Origin of the sequence: Delftia sp. RIT313 (genome assembly GCF_000632165.1) — a bacterium.
GTDB classification, from domain to species: domain Bacteria; phylum Pseudomonadota; class Gammaproteobacteria; order Burkholderiales; family Burkholderiaceae_C; genus Comamonas; species Comamonas acidovorans.
In genome coordinates, this window is the sequence record NZ_JFYT01000105.1 from 1 (window position 1) to 15,876 (window position 15,876).

17 protein-coding genes and 1 pseudogene are annotated in these 15,876 nt (G+C 68.9%); 8 read left to right on the forward strand and 10 right to left on the reverse strand.

The genetic code is table 11. The annotated features are described in order from the left end of the window. On the forward strand, positions 1 to 923 hold a 923-nt coding region (gene hemB / locus BW39_RS28170), incomplete at its 5' end, for a porphobilinogen synthase (RefSeq protein WP_043825525.1). 4 nt (positions 924 to 927) lie between these two features. Continuing rightward, entirely contained in the window at positions 928 to 2,130 is a 1,203-nt protein-coding gene (locus BW39_RS28175; RefSeq protein ID WP_013800241.1) for a magnesium transporter CorA family protein, read from the forward strand. Here BW39_RS28175 and BW39_RS28180 read toward each other — a convergent pair. Continuing rightward, positions 2,127 to 4,085: a sensor histidine kinase gene (locus BW39_RS28180; protein ID WP_043825526.1), complete on the reverse strand. Its 1,959-nt coding sequence runs from the start codon at positions 4,083 to 4,085 to the stop codon at positions 2,127 to 2,129. The two genes, BW39_RS28175 and BW39_RS28180, sit on opposite strands and share 4 nt — an antisense overlap. Before the next feature lie 19 nt (positions 4,086 to 4,104). Then, a complete protein-coding gene (locus BW39_RS28185; RefSeq protein WP_043825528.1) occupies positions 4,105 to 4,842 on the reverse strand; it encodes a response regulator transcription factor in 738 nt (245 codons plus the stop codon). 202 nt (positions 4,843 to 5,044) lie between these two features. Between BW39_RS28185 and BW39_RS32195 the strand changes: the two genes are divergently transcribed. The 3 genes from BW39_RS32195 to BW39_RS28200 all read left to right on the forward strand — a co-directional run bounded on the left by BW39_RS32195 (position 5,045) and on the right by BW39_RS28200 (position 8,987). After that, positions 5,045 to 7,666, forward strand: coding sequence for a choice-of-anchor Q domain-containing protein (locus tag BW39_RS32195; RefSeq protein ID WP_043825529.1), 2,622 nt, complete (start codon positions 5,045 to 5,047; stop codon positions 7,664 to 7,666). After that, the gene (locus tag BW39_RS28195; protein ID WP_043825530.1) at positions 7,663 to 8,307 is read left to right on the forward strand and encodes a molybdopterin-dependent oxidoreductase; all 645 of its coding nucleotides are present in this window, start codon (positions 7,663 to 7,665) and stop codon (positions 8,305 to 8,307) included. Before BW39_RS32195 ends, BW39_RS28195 begins: the two co-directional genes overlap by 4 nt. A 362-nt stretch (positions 8,308 to 8,669) precedes the next feature. Further along, on the forward strand, positions 8,670 to 8,987 hold the full coding sequence (locus tag BW39_RS28200) for a hypothetical protein (RefSeq protein WP_043825532.1): 318 nt from the start codon (positions 8,670 to 8,672) through the stop codon (positions 8,985 to 8,987). 33 nt (positions 8,988 to 9,020) lie between these two features. Here the strand turns inward: BW39_RS28200 and BW39_RS28205 are convergent, their stop codons facing one another. From BW39_RS28205 to BW39_RS28215, 3 genes are all read right to left on the reverse strand, one after another. Beyond that, positions 9,021 to 9,389: a HepT-like ribonuclease domain-containing protein gene (locus BW39_RS28205; RefSeq protein WP_043825534.1), complete on the reverse strand. Its 369-nt coding sequence runs from the start codon at positions 9,387 to 9,389 to the stop codon at positions 9,021 to 9,023. Next, a complete protein-coding gene (locus BW39_RS28210; protein WP_013800234.1) occupies positions 9,386 to 9,676 on the reverse strand; it encodes a nucleotidyltransferase family protein in 291 nt (96 codons plus the stop codon). The genes BW39_RS28205 and BW39_RS28210 overlap by 4 nt, the downstream gene beginning before the upstream one ends. Positions 9,677 to 9,798: 122 nt before the next feature. After that, a complete protein-coding gene (locus BW39_RS28215) occupies positions 9,799 to 10,491 on the reverse strand; it encodes a dienelactone hydrolase family protein (RefSeq protein WP_013800233.1) in 693 nt (230 codons plus the stop codon). A gap of 118 nt (positions 10,492 to 10,609) precedes the next feature. On the opposite strand from BW39_RS28215, the gene BW39_RS28220 reads away from it, so the two are divergent. Next, entirely contained in the window at positions 10,610 to 11,362 is a 753-nt protein-coding gene (locus BW39_RS28220) for an SDR family oxidoreductase (RefSeq protein WP_043825536.1), read from the forward strand. An 8-nt stretch (positions 11,363 to 11,370) separates the two neighbouring features. Then, positions 11,371 to 12,018, forward strand: a complete 648-nt coding sequence (locus BW39_RS28225; RefSeq protein WP_012202311.1) for a MarC family protein — start codon at positions 11,371 to 11,373, stop codon at positions 12,016 to 12,018. Between the two features lie 43 nt (positions 12,019 to 12,061). Here BW39_RS28225 and BW39_RS28230 read toward each other — a convergent pair whose 3' ends face one another. From BW39_RS28230 to BW39_RS28240, 3 genes are all read right to left on the reverse strand, one after another. Then, a complete protein-coding gene (locus BW39_RS28230) occupies positions 12,062 to 12,562 on the reverse strand; it encodes a hemerythrin domain-containing protein (RefSeq protein WP_013800232.1) in 501 nt (166 codons plus the stop codon). Between the two features lie 268 nt (positions 12,563 to 12,830). Continuing rightward, on the reverse strand, positions 12,831 to 13,418 hold the full coding sequence (locus BW39_RS28235; protein ID WP_013800231.1) for a hypothetical protein: 588 nt from the start codon (positions 13,416 to 13,418) through the stop codon (positions 12,831 to 12,833). A 144-nt stretch (positions 13,419 to 13,562) separates the two neighbouring features. Beyond that, the gene (locus tag BW39_RS28240; RefSeq protein ID WP_012202308.1) at positions 13,563 to 13,781 is read right to left on the reverse strand and encodes a CsbD family protein; all 219 of its coding nucleotides are present in this window, start codon (positions 13,779 to 13,781) and stop codon (positions 13,563 to 13,565) included. Positions 13,782 to 14,178: 397 nt separating this feature from the next. On the opposite strand from BW39_RS28240, the gene BW39_RS31585 reads away from it, so the two are divergent. Beyond that, on the forward strand, positions 14,179 to 14,352 hold the full coding sequence (locus BW39_RS31585; protein WP_161787013.1) for a hypothetical protein: 174 nt from the start codon (positions 14,179 to 14,181) through the stop codon (positions 14,350 to 14,352). Between the two features lie 240 nt (positions 14,353 to 14,592). On the opposite strand, the gene BW39_RS28245 is transcribed toward BW39_RS31585, so the two are convergent. After that, complete coding sequence (locus BW39_RS28245; protein ID WP_043825538.1) at positions 14,593 to 15,261, reverse strand: ABC-type transport auxiliary lipoprotein family protein; 669 nt, start codon at positions 15,259 to 15,261, stop codon at positions 14,593 to 14,595. A 13-nt stretch (positions 15,262 to 15,274) separates the two neighbouring features. Continuing rightward, a pseudogene (locus tag BW39_RS28250) lies at positions 15,275 to 15,876 on the reverse strand (MlaD family protein); the annotation flags it as partial.

Sequence of the window (15,876 nt, forward strand, 5' to 3'; positions counted from 1 at the left end):
AGAACGTGCTCACGGCCCATGACTTCATCTACCCCGTGTTCGTGCACGAAGGCACGAACCAGCGCGAGGCCGTGCCCTCCATGCCCGGCGTGGACCGCCTGAGCCTGGACCTGCTGCTGCCCGTGGCCGAGCAGTGCGTGCAGCTGGAGATCCCGTTCCTGGCGCTGTTCCCCGCCATCGAGACCTCGCTGAAGACGCCCGACGGCAAGGAGGCGCTCAACCCCGACGGCCTGATCCCGCGCGTGGTGCGTGCGCTCAAGAAGGAATTCCCGCAACTGGGCGTGATGACCGACGTGGCCCTGGACCCCTACACCAGCCACGGCCAGGACGGCATCCTGGATGAGTCCGGCTACATCATCAACGACGAGACCGTGCAGGTGCTGGTGGGCCAGGCCCTGAACCATGCCGAGGCCGGCGTGGACATGGTGGCGCCCAGCGACATGATGGACGGCCGCATCGGCGCCATCCGCGAGGCGCTGGAGGCCCACGGCCACATCCACACCCGCATCATGGCCTACAGCGCCAAGTACGCCAGCGCCTTCTACGGCCCCTTCCGCGACGCCGTGGGCACGCGCGGCGCGCTGGGCAAGGCCGACAAGAACGTCTACCAGATGGACCCCGCCAACACCGACGAGGCCCTGCGCGAAGTTGCCCAGGACCTGGCCGAAGGCGCCGACATGGTCATGGTCAAGCCCGGCATGCCGTACCTGGACGTGGTGCGCCGCGTCAAGGACGAATTCGGCGTGCCCACCTTCGCCTACCAGGTCAGCGGCGAGTACGCCATGCTCAAGGCCGCCGCCGCCAACGGGTGGCTGGACCATGACCAGGTGATGATGGAATCGCTGCTGGCCTTCAAGCGCGCGGGTGCCGACGGCATCCTGACCTACTTCGCCATCGACGCCGCGCGCAAGCTGCGCGGCTGAGCGCATGCAGCCGGTGACGCCGCCCGCGGGAGCCGCTCCCGCCGCCAGGAACATGCGCATCTTCCACCTGCAGCCGGGCGGCGCCACCGAACTGGCCGCCCTGCCCGACCAGGCGCCCGCGCAGGGATTCGTCTGGATCTCCTGCACCCGCGCCACCTTGCAGGAGCGGCTGGCCGAGGTGCAGCGCACGCTGCAGCTGCTGTCGGGCCAGCAGCTGGTGGACCTGCATGTCTCGGACCTGCTCAACGCCCAGCTGCCCTCGCGCTACGACTACACCTCGCAGTACGACCTGCTGGTGTTTCGCCGCCTGGCCAGCGGGCAGGCACGTGCCGCCCCGCAGGCCGGCACGGCCTCTTCGCCTGCGGCGCAGGCGCTGCCCCCCTCACCTCCCGTGCGCCGCACAGGTCCGCCCGTGCTGCGCAACATCGACACCAGCCCCGTGGGCTTTGCCATGTTCGACCAGGTGCTGCTGTCCGTGCACCCCGACGACTGCACCGTGCGCGACGCCTATGCCGCGCGGCTGCTGGCCGCCGTGCCCAATGACCCTCGCGAGGGGCGGCTGAACCCCACCTCCGGCACGCGGCTGCCTGCCAGCCCGCCCGACCTCATGCTGCGCGTGGTCAACCTCATCGTGGACGGCTTCCTGGACCTGCGCCGCGAACTGTCGCGCCAGCTGGACCACTGGCAGACCGAGCTGCTGCGCCCGCGCACGCGCTTTGCCAACTGGAGCGCGCTACTGGACGCACGCCTGGCCCTGCACGAGCTGGACGAGGTCTGCGAAGACCAGCGCGCCGCCGTGCAGGACTGGACGGACGCGCTGGAGACCTGGGCGCCGCCTGAAGATGCGGCGGCGCTGCGCGAGCTGGACCTGCTCAAGGTGCGCAGCCGCGACGTGCTGGAACACATAGAGCGCGTGGTCCACCACGTGCGGCGGCTGGAGCAAAGCACCGAGACCGTGGTGCAGATGCATTTTTCGGTGCAGAGCAACCGCACCAACGACATCATGCGCACGCTCACCGCGCTGACGGCCGTCTTCCTGCCGCTGAACCTGATTGCCGGCATCTTCGGCATGAATTTCGAATTCATCCCCCTGGTGCACAAGCAGGACGGCTTCTGGTGGGCCATGGGCTCGATGACGACGATTGCCGTGGGCCTGACCGTGTTCTTCTGGCGCAAGCGCTACATGGCGCGCACGGCGCAGGACTAGGGCCCCGCCCGCTCCAGCGGCATCCACAGCGTGAAGCGATTGCCGCCGGCCAGCGGCGCCCAGTCCAGCCGCGCCTGCAGCGCCAGCGCGCGCGTGCGCATGTTCGCCAGTCCCTTGCGGCCCTCGGTGGGTGCCTGGGCGCGGTCGAAGGGGTGGCCGTCGTCCTCCACCAGCACCTGCACGCCGGCCCGGCCGTCCAGGGGGGCCTGGGCCGTGCGCACCGTGATCTCGCGCGCGCCGCTGTGCTTGATGATGTTGGTCAGCACCTCCTGCAGGATGCGCAGCACATGCAGGGCGGCCTGCGCGTCCAGCCAGGGCAGCGCGGGCAGGTCGCTGACCTCCCAGTGCAGCCGCAGCCCCGCCCCCTCCAGGCGCGGCCCCAGCCGGTAGCGCAGCCCGGCCAGCAGCGCCAGCAGGTCGCAGTCCAGCGGCTCCAGCGAATCGATGGACAGCTTCAGGTCATCGATGCACTCCTGCAGCAGCTGCACCAGGTCCACCGTGCCGACCTGGTTGAACTCCACCACGCGCAGCGCGCTCATCAGCGAAGAGCCCACGCCGTCGTGCATCTCGCGCATCAGGCGCTGGCGCTCGTGCATCAGCGTCTGCTCGCGCTCCACGGCCAGCAGGCGTTCATGGGCCTGGGCCAGCTCGGCCTCCTGGGCCTTGAGCCGTTCCGCCAGATGCAGGTTGGCGTTCTCTGCCACGGCCAGCGCGCCGTTGTAGCGCCGGTAGGCCACCAGCAGGAACAGCGTGAACAGCCCCAGGTACACATAGGGCGTGAGGTAGATGCTCTCTATGCTGATCAGGTAGCTCTGCAGCGCCAGGTCATGGAAGCCGATGGGAAACGACAGCAGCATCCACATCGCCAGCATGGTGCTGCCGCCATCGCGCATGCGCCAGGCGCCCGCCACGGCCATGCACAGCACCAGGATCTCCGGCGGCACCATCAGCAGCCGCAGCAGCGGCAGGATGGTCTCGTGCGCCGGCCCCCACAGCGGCACCGCCACCAGCAGCACCGTGCCCACATAGCCCTGCAGCACCCGGGCCAGCCAGGGCCGGCGCCTGCGCTGCATCAGGCACAGGAAATGGAAGGCCGCCACCGTGGCGCCCATGAGGCCGGCCAGCGTCAGCCAGGAGAACCAGCCGTCCGACAGGGCCAGCCCCTCGCCGTCCACCATGAACTGCAGCGAGCCCAGCAACTGGCACAGCGACATCAGGAAGAACAGCAGGAACACCACATCCCCGCGCCGCCGCTGCAGCGTCCACAGCGCCAGCGCGAACAGGCCCAGCACCAGGTAGGAGCCCGCCGTATAGACCACCAGATCGGCCTGGAGCAGGCTGCGCAGCCGCCAGGACAGGCGCAGCGACTCGGCCGGCCCCGCCCACAGGCTGGACAGCGCCCCGCCCACGCCCTGCTGGCTGGCCATGCGCACATGCACCTGCAGCGGCCTGCCCGGCTGCGCCAGCCCGCCCAGGTCCAGCCACACCGGCCGGTTGAAACTGTTCCATACCCGGCTGCCGCGCGTCTGCCAGGCCAGCTTCCCGTCCACATACACCGCCACCGTGCCCACCGTCTGCCAGCGCGGGATATACAGGCGCGCGCCCTGGGGCGTGGGCGCCAGCGCCTCGGGCGGCACCACGGCGCGGAACCAGCGCACCTCGGGCGGCGCCGCGGCCAGGTCGCCGCTGCCCGACACGGCCCTGTCGCCTCCATAGGGCAGGCCCACATCGCTCCACGGCGTCGATGCATCCAGCACCGCGTCGTCGGCCGACGCAAGCGCTGCAGGCGGCGCCCAGTGCGGGCTGTCCGACCGCCACAGCTGCGCCTGGCGCAGTTGCACCGCTTCGCCTGCGGCGGGGCCACGCAGCCCGAACGCCCCCGCCAGCAGCATCGCCAGCGCCACCAGTCCCGCCGAAACCAGCAGGACCCTCCCCTGCAGCAGCGGCTGCGTCATCTGCCCACCCTGGCGGTGCTCATTGCCGCCCCTCGGCCAGCCAGCCGCGCTGCAAGGCCACATGCATCATCTGCGTGCGGCTGGACACCTGCAGCTTGCCGTAGATGCGCCGCACGAAGGTGCGCACCGTATGGCGCGACACGCCCAGCTGGCGCGCCACCTCGTCCAGCGTATGGCCGCGCGCCACCAGGCGCAGCACCTCCAGCTCGCGCATGGACAGCGCATGCGCGGCGGCCTGCGGCTCGGCAGGCGGCTGCAGCCCGGCCACCGCCCCGGCCCGCTGCTGGCGCAGCAGCAGCTTGCGCGCCACCATGGGATTGATGGGGCTGCCGCCCGCGTGCAGGCTGCGCACTTCCTCCAGCACCGCGTCGGCGGCCAGGTCCTTGAGCAGATAGCCCATGGCGCCGGCCTCGATGGCGGCCAGCACATGCTGCTCGTCGCCAAAGATGGTGCTGACCATCACCGCCGCCCCGGGGTGGCGGGTGCGCACGGCAGCAATCACCTCCAGGCCGCTGCCGTCGGGCAGGCCCAGGTCCACCAGCATCACGTCCATGGCACCGGCCCCATCGGCCCGGCCGAGCTGGTGCAGGGCCTCCGCGCGGCTGGCTGCCGCCCAGCACAGGACCATGTCCTTCGCGGCATTGATCACGCCCACCAGGGCGTGGCGGCAGGCGGCGTCGTCCTCCACCACGGCCACGCGGATGACTGTGGCGCCACCCGTCGCGGCGGCAGAGTAGGGGTCTGTGTGCGTGTCCATGTGGGTGGAGTGCGTGGCGAGGGCCGCATGTTCACATGGAACAAGACCGCTGTCATGTCGCCCGGATAGGCGACATGGGCGGCCCCGTCCCCTCTCATCGGCCATGTAGCCCGAACGGGGGACATACAGAAAGCCGGACACCCCATAGATTTGCCCTCTTCAGCACATCACCGAGATGCTGTGCCTACCGAGGGGGTCCGCCATGTCCATCATCCATCCGTCTGCTGCAGCCGACGTACCACCCATACCCACGCCGAGCCCCCGGGGCCGGACATTGCCGGGCCTGACGGTCGGGTTGGCACTGGCCCTTGCCGGCGTCGCGGCCCAGGCCGCCACACTCACCGTCACCACCGCCGGCGAGATTGCAGACACCGATCCGCTGTCTCGTGCGCAATGCTCGCCTGCCGCAGGCGACCGCAACTGCGACACCCTGCGCGACGCCATCAACCATGCCGCCGATGGCGACACCATCGTCTTCGGCGCGGCCCTGGATGGGCAGACCATCTCGCTGACCCGCTTTACCAACTGCCTGGACACCGGGCAGGCCGCCGGCGCCACCTGCCTGCCGCTGGCCAGCTGGCCCGGCTACGTCTCGCAGTTCGGCCCCAGCGCCTTCTTCATCAGCGGCAAGCGCATCACCATCGATGCCACCGCCAATGGCTTGACGCCCCAGGGCGTGAGCGTGCAGCGCCTCGGGACCGCACCCGGCTTCCGGCTGTTCGACATCGATGCGCAGGGTGGACTGGTCCTGCGCGGCCTGACCCTGGCCGGGGGGCAGGCCACAGGCGGCTCCAGCCGCTTTGGCGGCGGCGCGCTGGGTGCGGGCGGTGCCATCTTCAATCGGGGCCAGCTCACCATCGAACGCAGCACGCTCACGCGCAATCACGCACAAGGGGGGCAAGGAGGCAGGCTTTCCTTGAACTCCTTTGCAGGTGCCGGCGTGGGCGAGGATGCGACTTTTTCCCCGGGGGGACGGCCGAACGCTGGCGGCCCGGACGATGGCGGCCTGGGCGGTGGCAGTGGCAGCGCCAGCGGCAAGAACGGCGGCTTCGGTGGCGGCGGCGGCGGCTCCGGCGGTGGCGGATTTGGCGGTGGTGGTGGCCGTCGTGGCAGCGGTGGCGGCTTCGGCGCCGGCAACGGTGGGGGCGGCGCCTTCGACGCTGGCGGTGGCGCAGGCGGCATGGGAGGGGCCATTTTCAACAACGCAGGCACCTTGACGCTGAACCAGGTCACCCTGGCTGGCAACGGTGCACACGGTGGGCTGGGCAACAGCAGCGGCGGCGGCGCCGGCCTGGGTGGCGCCGTTTTCAACTACAACGGCGTGCTCACCATCCGTTTCTCCACCCTGGCCGGCAATACCGTGCAGGCCAATGGCGACGACAACCCGGCCGCGCAAGGCGGCGCCATCTACAGCCTGGGCGATTCCCAGGCCGCCTGCAGTGCGGGTGGCAACATCAGTTGCACCCGCAGCGGCGCCTCGCTGGAGATGCAGGCCAGCATTGCCCAGGGCAGCGTGTTCGAGCCGGCCACCAAACAGCCCGCTGGCAGGGACGTGGTGCTGGACCTGCGCAATGGCGGCACCAGCGATGCCAGCGGCAGCAACAATCTGCTGGGCCTGGCGCAGGCCCTGAACAATGCCGACATCAGCGCCCTGGCCTTCACCACGGGCAACCCGCAGCTCGGCCCCCTGGCCAGCCACGGCGGCCCCACCCAGACCATGTTGAACGGCACCGGCAGCCCGGCACTGGACGGGGTGGCCTGCACTGCCGCACCCGGCACGGACCAGCGCGGCGTGGTCAGGCCCCAGGGTGCGCGGTGCGACATCGGCGCCGTGGAGGCGAACGTCTTCCAGGCGGCATTGACCGTTCTGGCCAGCGGCGCGGGCGGCGTATCGGCGCAGCCCTCCCCGCCTGCGGCCACGGGTGCCGTACAGGACTGCGGCCGCCCAGGCGGCCTGTGCCAGGCCGGCTATGGCTACTTCGAAGGCGCGCCCACCCTGGTGACCCTGGCCGCCACGCCCGACCCTGGCCATGCCTTTGCCACCTGGAGTGATGCCTGCAGCGGCAGCACGTCCACCTGCAGCGTCACCATCGATGCAGCCAGGAGCGTGCAGGCCAGTTTCACGGCCTTCAGCGTCACGGCAAGCCTGCCCTCCGGCACCTACGGCACGGCCTACAGCCAGCCGCTGGCGCCCGTGCCTGGCGGCGGCGTGGGGCCGTTCAGCTACAGCGTGGGCAGTTTGCCCGCTGGCTTCAGCCAGGCCACCGGCACGCTCTCGGCTACAGCCACGCAGGCGGCAGGCAGCTACAGCTTCACGCTGACCGCCACCGATGCCAACGGCGCCACCACCGAACCCGCAGCCGTGACCGTGGTGATCGGCCCGGCAGCCACCAGCGCCCACCTGTCGGCCTCCCCCGCTGCGCCAGGCCATGGCCAGAGCGTGACTTTCAGCGCCCAGGTCACGCTGCCTGCCGGCGCCAGCGGCACGGTGGATTTCTTGAACGGAACGCAGGTGCTGTGCGCCAGCGTTGCGGTGACCGGCGGGCTGGCCAGTTGCAGCGTGCCCCGGCTGCCACCGGGCACGGCCACGGTGCAGGCGCGCTATGTGCCCGGTGATGGCAATACCTCCGGCTCGGACAGCAACACCGTGACCGTCACGGCGGCCTCCGCACCATCTGCGGCGCCCATTCCAGCACTGGGCGCCGGGGGGATTGCGCTGCTGAGCCTGCTGACCGCAGCGGGCGCGGCGTTGTCGCGCAGGATGGGCACTTCACGGAAAATCGGCGCTGGCACATCGCCACGCACCCCCAGGAGTTCCTCATGACCGCATCCGCAAGCCGGAGCCCGCTTTCACGCCGCAGCCTGCTGGCCGCCAGCGCAGCCACCGGCCTGGCCCTGTGCGAAAGCGTCCTGGCCGCCCCCGCCGCCCCCGGAAAAAGCACCGAAGCCGCCGTGCTCACCATCAGCGGCCCCGGCGTGCGCGGCAACCGGGGGCCGCTGGACCCGGTGGCCGACCTGCTGCTGAAAAACCATGGCCTGGCCTTCGACTCGGCCTGGACCACAGGGGCCGGTGCGCTGGAGCGCCTGCCCACGGTGGAGATCACGCCCCATATCGAATACGACGGCCAGCCCCACCGGCTGCGCGGCCCGCTGCTGGCCACCGTGCTGCAGGCGGCCGGAGTGGACAGCGCCGCCGCAGCGGCCAAGGGCCAGTGGATCACCCTGCAGGCCATCGACGGCTACCGCGCCCAGCTGCCGCTGGCGCAGGCCCTGCAATGGCGCATGCTGCTGGCCACGCACATGGACGGCCGGCGCCTGGGCCTGGGCGGCCTGGGCCCGCAATGGGCCATGTACGACGCCGACCGCATTGCGGAGCTGGCCGGCAAGCCCCTGAAGGAACGCTTTGCGCAGGCGCCCTGGGGGCTGTACCACATGGGGCTGCACGCGCAGCAGCCCCAGGGCTGACCCCAAGGCTGCGCATGGTTCCGTTTCGGCGGGGCTGTGCAGGACCTCCGCAAGGGGGTGCCGGCTCCTTTGCCCGGCCCGCCAACCTGCACAGCCCTGCCACCCGTTGGCGGCGGCAAGCTCAGCATAGCGTTGACCACATTGCACCCCGGCCTGCGGCGCGCATTTGGAGTACCATTTCGCGATCCCCTCGGGGGATACGGGCTTGGCGGCCCGGAACAACGTAGGCGCAGCAGCCGCACGCCTTTTGATGAGGCAGCGGCTTTTCATCTTCCCGGTGCTGCGCCGGGCACGGTTCCGTTTTTGGCGGGGCTGTGCGGGACCTCCGCAAGGGGGTGCCAGTTCATGCCAAAGGAGCCGCCATGCCTGACCTCGATGCGCCCAGCGGAGCACACGCCTCCCCGCCTTTCTTCTCTTCCCCGCAAGTGCCGAGGGAAGAGACCAGCCTGTACTACCCCATTTCCGAATACGAGGTCTATCGCCTCAAGGACTGCATGCACCAGATGGGCCTGGTGATCAACCTGTGCTGCATGGCCGGCCCAGACCAACAACTGAACGACCTGGGCGGGCTGATGAGCTTCCTGACCGCGCAGCAGCGCGCGCTGCGGGGCACGCTGCAGACCGTGCAGGCGCGCAAGGCGACGCCGGGGCCGGCATGTGATCCGGACCCCGGGGGTTGATCAGGCCAGTTGCGGACACTCGCGCAGCACCGATCAGCCCGGCCTGGCGCCGTCCGCATCCCGGCGAATGGATGGCCATTGCCTGAGCAATTCAGGCAAGGCCGTCTGCACGGTGTCCCACACCAGATCGAGGTTGATGTCGAAATAGCCATGGGCGATGCGGTTGCGCATGCCGCGCATGTTGCGCCATGGCACTTGCCCGTGTGTCTGGGCGAACTCGGCATAGCCATCCATGACCTTCGTGACAGCCTCGCCAATGATGATGAGGCTCATGATGACGGCCTGCTGGGTGCGCTTGTCCTCCAGGAAATCCTCCTTGGCCAAGCCCTTCACGAAGCTACAGGCATCCGTTGCGGCCTGCTGTATGTGATCGAGGTAATCGGGAAGGCGATGCCCGTTCATATCGGCTGCGCCTCCGCAAGCACTTGGGCCCGAAACTTCAGCGGCAGGTCTCCGGGCGTCAGCAGATCAACGCGAAGGCCGAGCAGCGATTCCAGCTCGTCCTGCAGGCCGCCCAGGTCGAACAGCGTCGCGCCCGGCAATGCATCGACCAGCAGGTCGAGGTCGCTGCCGTCCCGGTCGGTGCCATGCAGCACGGAGCCGAAGACGCGCGGGTTCGCAGTGCGGAAACGGCTGGCCATTTCACGCACTGCGCTGCGATTCATGTCGAGCACCACGGACGGTCGCATGGACATCCTTTCCTGTTGAGACTTCTGGAAAGCCTATTGCATCAGGCACCGGGTTTCAAGCAGCACTCCCGGAAATCCCGATGCCTGGATTTTCCATGCCGGGCCACGCCCGGCACGGCAGATCAGGCCAGGTGCTGGTCGAAGAAGGCCAGCGTGCGGTCGCGCGCCTGCAGGGCGCTGGCCTCGTCGTAGGCGCTGCGCTGGTCGCAGTTGAAGCCGTGGTCGGCGTCGTACAGGTGCACCTGCACATGCTTTTGCGCCTGGGCGAAGGCCTGCACGGCGTCCACGGGAATGTGCGTATCGCGCCGGCCGAAGTGGGCGATGACGGGGCACAGCGGCTCGCGGCCCATCTCCAGCGGCGTGGTCATGCCGCCGCCGTAGTAGCAGGCCGCAGCCGACAGGCTGGGCAGGTTGCAGGCCGCGCGCCAGGCCCACAGGCCGCCCCAGCAAAAGCCCACGATGCCCACCTTGCCGCCGGGCACCAGCGTGGCGGCATGGGCGATGGCGGCCTCGATCTCGGGCAGCACGCCGGGCTGGGGCAGCGCCTCGGCGGCGGATTTCAGCGCCATGCCCTTGGCACGGTCGGCGTCGCCGTAGCCCAGGTCCACACCGGCCTCGACACGCGTGAACAGCGACGGCGCCACGGCCACATAGCCGCGGGCAGCCAGGCGGTCGGCCACGGCGCGGATATGGGCGTTGACGCCGAAGATCTCCTGCAGCACCACGACGGCGCCGCGCGCGGGCACATCGGGCCGCGCCACCCAGGCCGGCGAAGCCGTGCCATCCAACGAAGTCAACTGCACAAAACTGCCCATGTCCGCGTTCCTTTCTGTCTGAGAACCTGTTGTGATTTCCCGGTGGGCGGACGCGCCCCGCAATGCTGTAATGGCGGCGGGCCGGCCCGTGCGGCAATTCTTTCACAGGAGACATTCGATGGAACGAAAAGTCGTGCTCATTACCGGTGGCAGCCGCGGCATAGGCGCCGCAACGGCACGCATGGCTGCGCACCGGGGCTGGGACGTGGTGATCAGCTACCAGCAACAGCGCGATGCGGCCGAGGCCGTGGTGGCCGACGTGCAGACAGCCGGCACCCGCGCGCTGGCCGTGCAGGCGGATGTGGGCGACGAAGCCGAGGTGCTGGCCCTGTTCGGTGCGGCGGATGCGCAGTTCGGCCGGCTGGATGCCCTGGTCAACAACGCCGGTGTGGTGGATCGCGCGCAGACCGTGGCCGAGATGAGCGTGCAGCGGCTGGAGCGCATGTTCCGCGTCAATACCATCGGCAGCTTCATCTGCGCGCGCGAAGCCGTGCGGCGCATGAGCACCCGCCATGGCGGAAGGGGAGGCGCCATCGTGAACGTCTCCAGCATCGCTTCGCGGCTGGGCGCACCAGGCCAGTACGTGGACTATGCGGCCGCCAAGGGCGCGTTGGACGTGATGACGCTGGGCCTGGCCAAGGAAGTCGCCGCCCAGGGCATACGCGTGAACGCCGTGCGGCCCGGCTTGATAGAGACCGACATCCACGCCAGCGGCGGACAACCCGACCGCGTCGAGCGCCTGGCGCCCAACGTGCCCATGCAGCGCGGCGGCAGGGCCGAGGAGGTGGCCGACGCCATCCTCTGGCTGATGTCGGATGGCTCGCACTACACCACGGGCAGCCTGGTCGATATTTCGGGCGGCAACCTCTAAGGCTCTCCATGGACCTCAAACCGCTGATCACGCTGGTGGCCATCATCAACCCGCTGGCCATCGTCCCCTTCTTCATCCACTACACCGAGGGATTCAGCGCCCAGCAGCGCCAGCAGACCATTCGCACGGCGGCGCTGGCCTCGTTCTGCGTGATCGCGGCCTGCGCCATCATCGGGCTGCAGGTGCTGGACTTCTTCAACATCTCGCTGCAGAGCTTTCAGGTGGGCGGCGGCCTGCTGCTGCTGATCAGCGCGATGAACATGCTCAACGCCCGCCCGGCCGAGGAACGGCCCAACGCGCCCACGCTGGTCGCTGGCGCGGAAAAGGCCGCCATGGGCAACAGCATTGCCGTGGTGCCGCTGACGATTCCGCTGCTGACGGGGCCGGCCTCCATGTCCACCGTGGTGATCTACGCCGACCAGGCACGCACCATCTGGCAGCACCTGGCCCTGGTGGGCTATGGCGTGGTGGTGGCGCTGGTGGTGATGGTCTGTTTTTCGCTGGCGGACCCGATCGCCCGCGTGCTGGGCAAGACCGGCATCAACGTGATGACGCGGCTCATGGGCCTGATCCTCGCGGCCCTGGCCGTGGAGGTGATGGCGGGCGGGCTGGTGAAGATCTTCCCCATCCTGGCATCGCCCGCGATCGTGCCCTGAGCGGGCTGGCTGACTGGTGGCCTTACTGCCGGTTCAGATCGGTTCAGGCCGGCACGGTCCGCGCGCGGTCGGCGCTGCCGTCGCAGGCACCGCCGCAGCCCGTGATGGGCTGCTCGGGCAAGGCCTCAGGGTGCGCCAGGGAGCCCGTGGCGGGATCGAAGCCCGCACTGCGCAGATGCAGGGCCAGCGCCGCATCCATGGTCTGCGCATGGTGCACGAACCAGGCCGCCAGCTCGCCCGCCATGCTGCGGATCACGGCCAGATCACCGGCCGCCGCCTTGCTCGCCCCCTCGCGCATCACCTGCAGCACCACCTTGTGCTGCAGGCTGTGGCAGTTAGTGCTGGTGAAGCGCGTGGACTGCATCCAGCGGTCTTCCTGGTCGAAATGCACCTGCGTATGCGCGATCAACTCATCCCAGCGCGCGCACAGCTGCGCATCATCGGCAGCCTCCACCTCGGCCAGCAGCAGGACGAACTCCTGATGCACCTCGTCCATGGCCGGCAACTCCAATGCCAGCGCTCCGCTCCATTCCAGCACGGCCATATGCTTCTCCTGCCTTCATCGTGAAAGCCTGCAGCTTAGGAACAGCACCGCCCAACCCGTTTGACCCACATCAGCCAACCCGAAAACAGCAAAGCCCCGCGAGCGGGGCTTGGTCAAGGCGGATAAAACTGGCGCGGCCAAAAGGCCAGGGGCACCGAGCAAGAGCCGCCTCGCGGCGAAGGTGCCGTCCCCATCCCTTGCGAAGCAAGTAGAGAGGCGCCGTGCCACGGGGGTAAGGCGCGCAGCGCCTCAGGGGGTGCCTACCAGCTTACTGTCCAAACTTCCGCTTGGCGTCAGCCACGCAGGTGTCCTTGGCAGCGCCACTCATGGTGTCGCAACGGGCCTTGGCAGCCTTGTAGTCAGCTTCGCGGGTTTCCTCGGCAGCGTCCTTGCGGGTTTCGGCCACGTTGGCAGCCTTGGCTGCGGAGTTGGAAGCGGGCTCGGCCTGGGCCTTGTTCACCTTGGCGGCTTCCACGGCGTGCACGTGGGCGGCCTTGGCATCCTTCACGCAGACATCCTTGGCGTCGCCCTTGAGGTCGTCACACTTTTCCTTGGCGATGTCGTAGTCCGCATCAGCCTTGGCCTTGAGTGCCTTTTCGCTGTTCTTGGGCGAAGGATTGCGGCGCGATTCCAGTTCGGCCTTGGCCACGTTTTCCTGGCCCTTGGCCTGCTTCTCGCAGACGTCCTTGGCGTTGTCCTTGAGCGGCTTGCACTGTTCCTTGGCAGCCTTGTAATCGGCCTCGATCTGGTTCTTGGCGGCCGTGTGCTCCGCATTGGTCATGGCCATGGCGCCGGAGGCCATCAGGCCCAGGGCGACAGCGGAAAGCATATGGCGAAAGCGTTGCGGTGTTTGCATGATGGAACTCCTTGTATTTGTACTGAACCGGCCCTTGGTGCCTGCGGCGGCGGGCCATTGGTGCGCGCCCACAGGCACGCTGGCTGTCGAGGAGCGGATGGCGGCGCCGGCCAGGGCGTCCAGCCCATCCGCAGTCCACCCTCGTCAGTCTTCGAAGCGGAAGTCGGGGTTGCGCTTTTGCCAGTCGGTCAGCTGCTTTTCGGCAGCGTCGCGGGCCAGGCCCTGGCGCTCCTGCAGCTTGCCCAGGAATTGCTCGCGCTTGCCGGCGATCACATCCAGATCGTCATCGGTGAGCTTGCCCCATTGCTCACGGATCTTGCCGGTGAATTGCTTCCAGTTGCCCTTGATGCGGTCTTCATTCATGGCTTGGTCCTTTCAGTGATGTTGAAGTAGCGCTGTGCAATCAGGCCTTGTTTTTTCAAAGCCGCGATCTGCATCAGCGACGGTTCCACTGTAAAAAACCTGGGGGCTGCGCGTCGTAGTCTGGACCTAGTGTTGACGGTCGTCCCAGGGGCAGCCGAGACGGTGGGATCGGGACTACAGCCCCTGACGGACGCGCGGGAAGCGCTGGGTCAGGCGCGGCCCGCCCCTGCCCTGAGTACCCAGCCTTTTCCCCGTATGTCCGCCCCTGCGCCGTGGCGGTTGAGCAAGTGCAATGACAGCCGGAGAGTGGGCCGTTCGATGAAGCATTGCCGAGCAAAGATGCTTAAGGCCCCATCGCAAAGCATCGTCGCTAAGATTCATTCAACAGGAGCCTGCCATGCTTACCAAAGAACGCACTGACATCAACACCGAAGTGCTCAGCCTGAAACAGGCCAGCATGTCGCTTGCGCTGATGGCTGCCCGCAAGGCAGTGAACACCGGCCTACTCCGCACGCGTAGCAGCTCCAGCAAGGTGGTCTACACAAGGGAGTTGAGGGTCAAATCCTCCTGATTCAGGCGTAACTCAGGCGTAGGGCCTTCACCCTGCCAAAGCCCAGCTCTGCTGGGCTTTTTGCTTGAAGGAGCGCGGTCAGGCTCACAAGCGCTGCAATCGCCCCGACGTGGCCTCTACAAAGCGGCTCGAACCTGAGTCCACTCCACAAAGAAACAGCCGAACAGTGCAGTGCACCAATCGGCTGTTGTTGAGAGGGGAAGAAAGGAAAAACGGCGGGCTGGCGGCCAAAGCTACCGCTCAGTGCCCCTGCTGCCCCAGCCACGCATCGATCTGCGCAATGGCGGCATCGGCCGCCGTCGCCAGCGCCTTCGCGCCGCCTGCGGCATCGCCGGAGGCGGCAGGGCTGCGCACCTCGAACAGCTTCTGACCCAGCAGGCGGTCCACGGCACCGCTTTGCTCGACCAGGGTGGCGCGCAGGCGCACGACGCCGGCACTGGAGCCGGGCGCGTCGAAGACCTGGCTGAACTCTTCGATGTCCACGCGCAGCAGCGTGGGCACGGCGCCCTGCAGGCGCGGCTGGGCCACGCTTTCGCTGCTGGCGAGCACGGGGCGCTGCACGCCCAGCTGGCTGCGCAGGCGCTGCTGCAGCAGCAGTGCCGGAGGCTGGCTCCAGCGTGCCAGCTGGTAGGGGCGCAGTTCCTGGCCGTTGGCATAGGCCAGGCGGTAGAACATGGCGGTGCTGCCGTCGGACAGGGCGGGAGCCTCCACATCGGCCAGCGCCAGCGGCGTGCGTGCCTGCGGGGCGGCGGATGTGGCGGCCTGCGCGGGCGCGGACAGCGGCGCCAGGCCGAAGTCATAGCGCGCGGGCTGGGCAGGGGGCTGCGGCAGGGCAGAGCAGCCGGCCAGCAGGATCAGGGCGGCGGCCAGTCCAGCGCTGGCCACGGCGGTCTTGCGAGATAGGGGCATGCGGGTTCCTCGGTCAGGGCTGGGTGGCTGCAGACGGGGCGACGAAGCCGGGCTCGCCCGGCCCCGGGCGGGCCTGGCCCGGCCCGTAGATCACGGCCTGCGGGTTGTCGCTGAAGCGGCTGGCCGCCGTGCCCATCTGGCGCGCGGCGCGCGAGACATCATCGGCCGCGCGGTTGGCGTGCGGCACCGTGCTGCGGCCCAGCGAATCGGCCATGCGGGTCAGTGCGCGCGTGCTCTGGGCGATCTGCTCCAGCGGTCCGTCCTGCGCGTTCACGCGGCGCACGGTCTGCTGCAGTTCGGAGGCCACGGCAGAGGCGCCGTTGCTGGCCTTCTCCAGCGACTGCAGGGTGTTGTGGGCGTCGGCGGCGAGCTGCGGCACCTGGGTGGACAGCGTGCGATCCAGGTTCTGCGTGAGCTGCTGTACGCCTGCGGCAGCGGCCGCAATGTTCTCCAGCGCCTGGCTCACGCGCTTTTGGTTGTCGGTGTCCAGCATGTCGCTGAGGCGGCGCGAGATCTCATCGGCGCGCTCCAGTAGCACCTGCCCCTGGTCGGCCAGCATGCTCAGCGGCGACGAGCGCAGCGGCAGGCGCGGCAGGCCGCTGCGCTCGTCGCCGC

Bases quoted from the DNA above. Each gene is read 5' to 3' on its own strand.
- BW39_RS28175 (WP_013800241.1), top strand. From the start codon at position 928: ATGCAGCCGGTGACGCCGCCCGCGGGAGCCGCTCCCGCCGCCAGGAAC.
- BW39_RS28180 (WP_043825526.1), bottom strand. From the start codon at position 4,085: ATGACGCAGCCGCTGCTGCAGGGGAGGGTCCTGCTGGTTTCGGCGGGA.
- BW39_RS28185 (WP_043825528.1), bottom strand. From the start codon at position 4,842: ATGGACACGCACACAGACCCCTACTCTGCCGCCGCGACGGGTGGCGCC.
- BW39_RS32195 (WP_043825529.1), top strand. From the start codon at position 5,045: ATGTCCATCATCCATCCGTCTGCTGCAGCCGACGTACCACCCATACCC.
- BW39_RS28195 (WP_043825530.1), top strand. From the start codon at position 7,663: ATGACCGCATCCGCAAGCCGGAGCCCGCTTTCACGCCGCAGCCTGCTG.
- BW39_RS28200 (WP_043825532.1), top strand. From the start codon at position 8,670: ATGCCTGACCTCGATGCGCCCAGCGGAGCACACGCCTCCCCGCCTTTC.
- BW39_RS28205 (WP_043825534.1), bottom strand. From the start codon at position 9,389: ATGAACGGGCATCGCCTTCCCGATTACCTCGATCACATACAGCAGGCC.
- BW39_RS28210 (WP_013800234.1), bottom strand. From the start codon at position 9,676: ATGCGACCGTCCGTGGTGCTCGACATGAATCGCAGCGCAGTGCGTGAA.
- BW39_RS28215 (WP_013800233.1), bottom strand. From the start codon at position 10,491: ATGGGCAGTTTTGTGCAGTTGACTTCGTTGGATGGCACGGCTTCGCCG.
- BW39_RS28220 (WP_043825536.1), top strand. From the start codon at position 10,610: ATGGAACGAAAAGTCGTGCTCATTACCGGTGGCAGCCGCGGCATAGGC.
- BW39_RS28225 (WP_012202311.1), top strand. From the start codon at position 11,371: ATGGACCTCAAACCGCTGATCACGCTGGTGGCCATCATCAACCCGCTG.
- BW39_RS28230 (WP_013800232.1), bottom strand. From the start codon at position 12,562: ATGGCCGTGCTGGAATGGAGCGGAGCGCTGGCATTGGAGTTGCCGGCC.
- BW39_RS28235 (WP_013800231.1), bottom strand. From the start codon at position 13,418: ATGCAAACACCGCAACGCTTTCGCCATATGCTTTCCGCTGTCGCCCTG.
- BW39_RS28240 (WP_012202308.1), bottom strand. From the start codon at position 13,781: ATGAATGAAGACCGCATCAAGGGCAACTGGAAGCAATTCACCGGCAAG.
- BW39_RS31585 (WP_161787013.1), top strand. From the start codon at position 14,179: ATGCTTACCAAAGAACGCACTGACATCAACACCGAAGTGCTCAGCCTG.
- BW39_RS28245 (WP_043825538.1), bottom strand. From the start codon at position 15,261: ATGCCCCTATCTCGCAAGACCGCCGTGGCCAGCGCTGGACTGGCCGCC.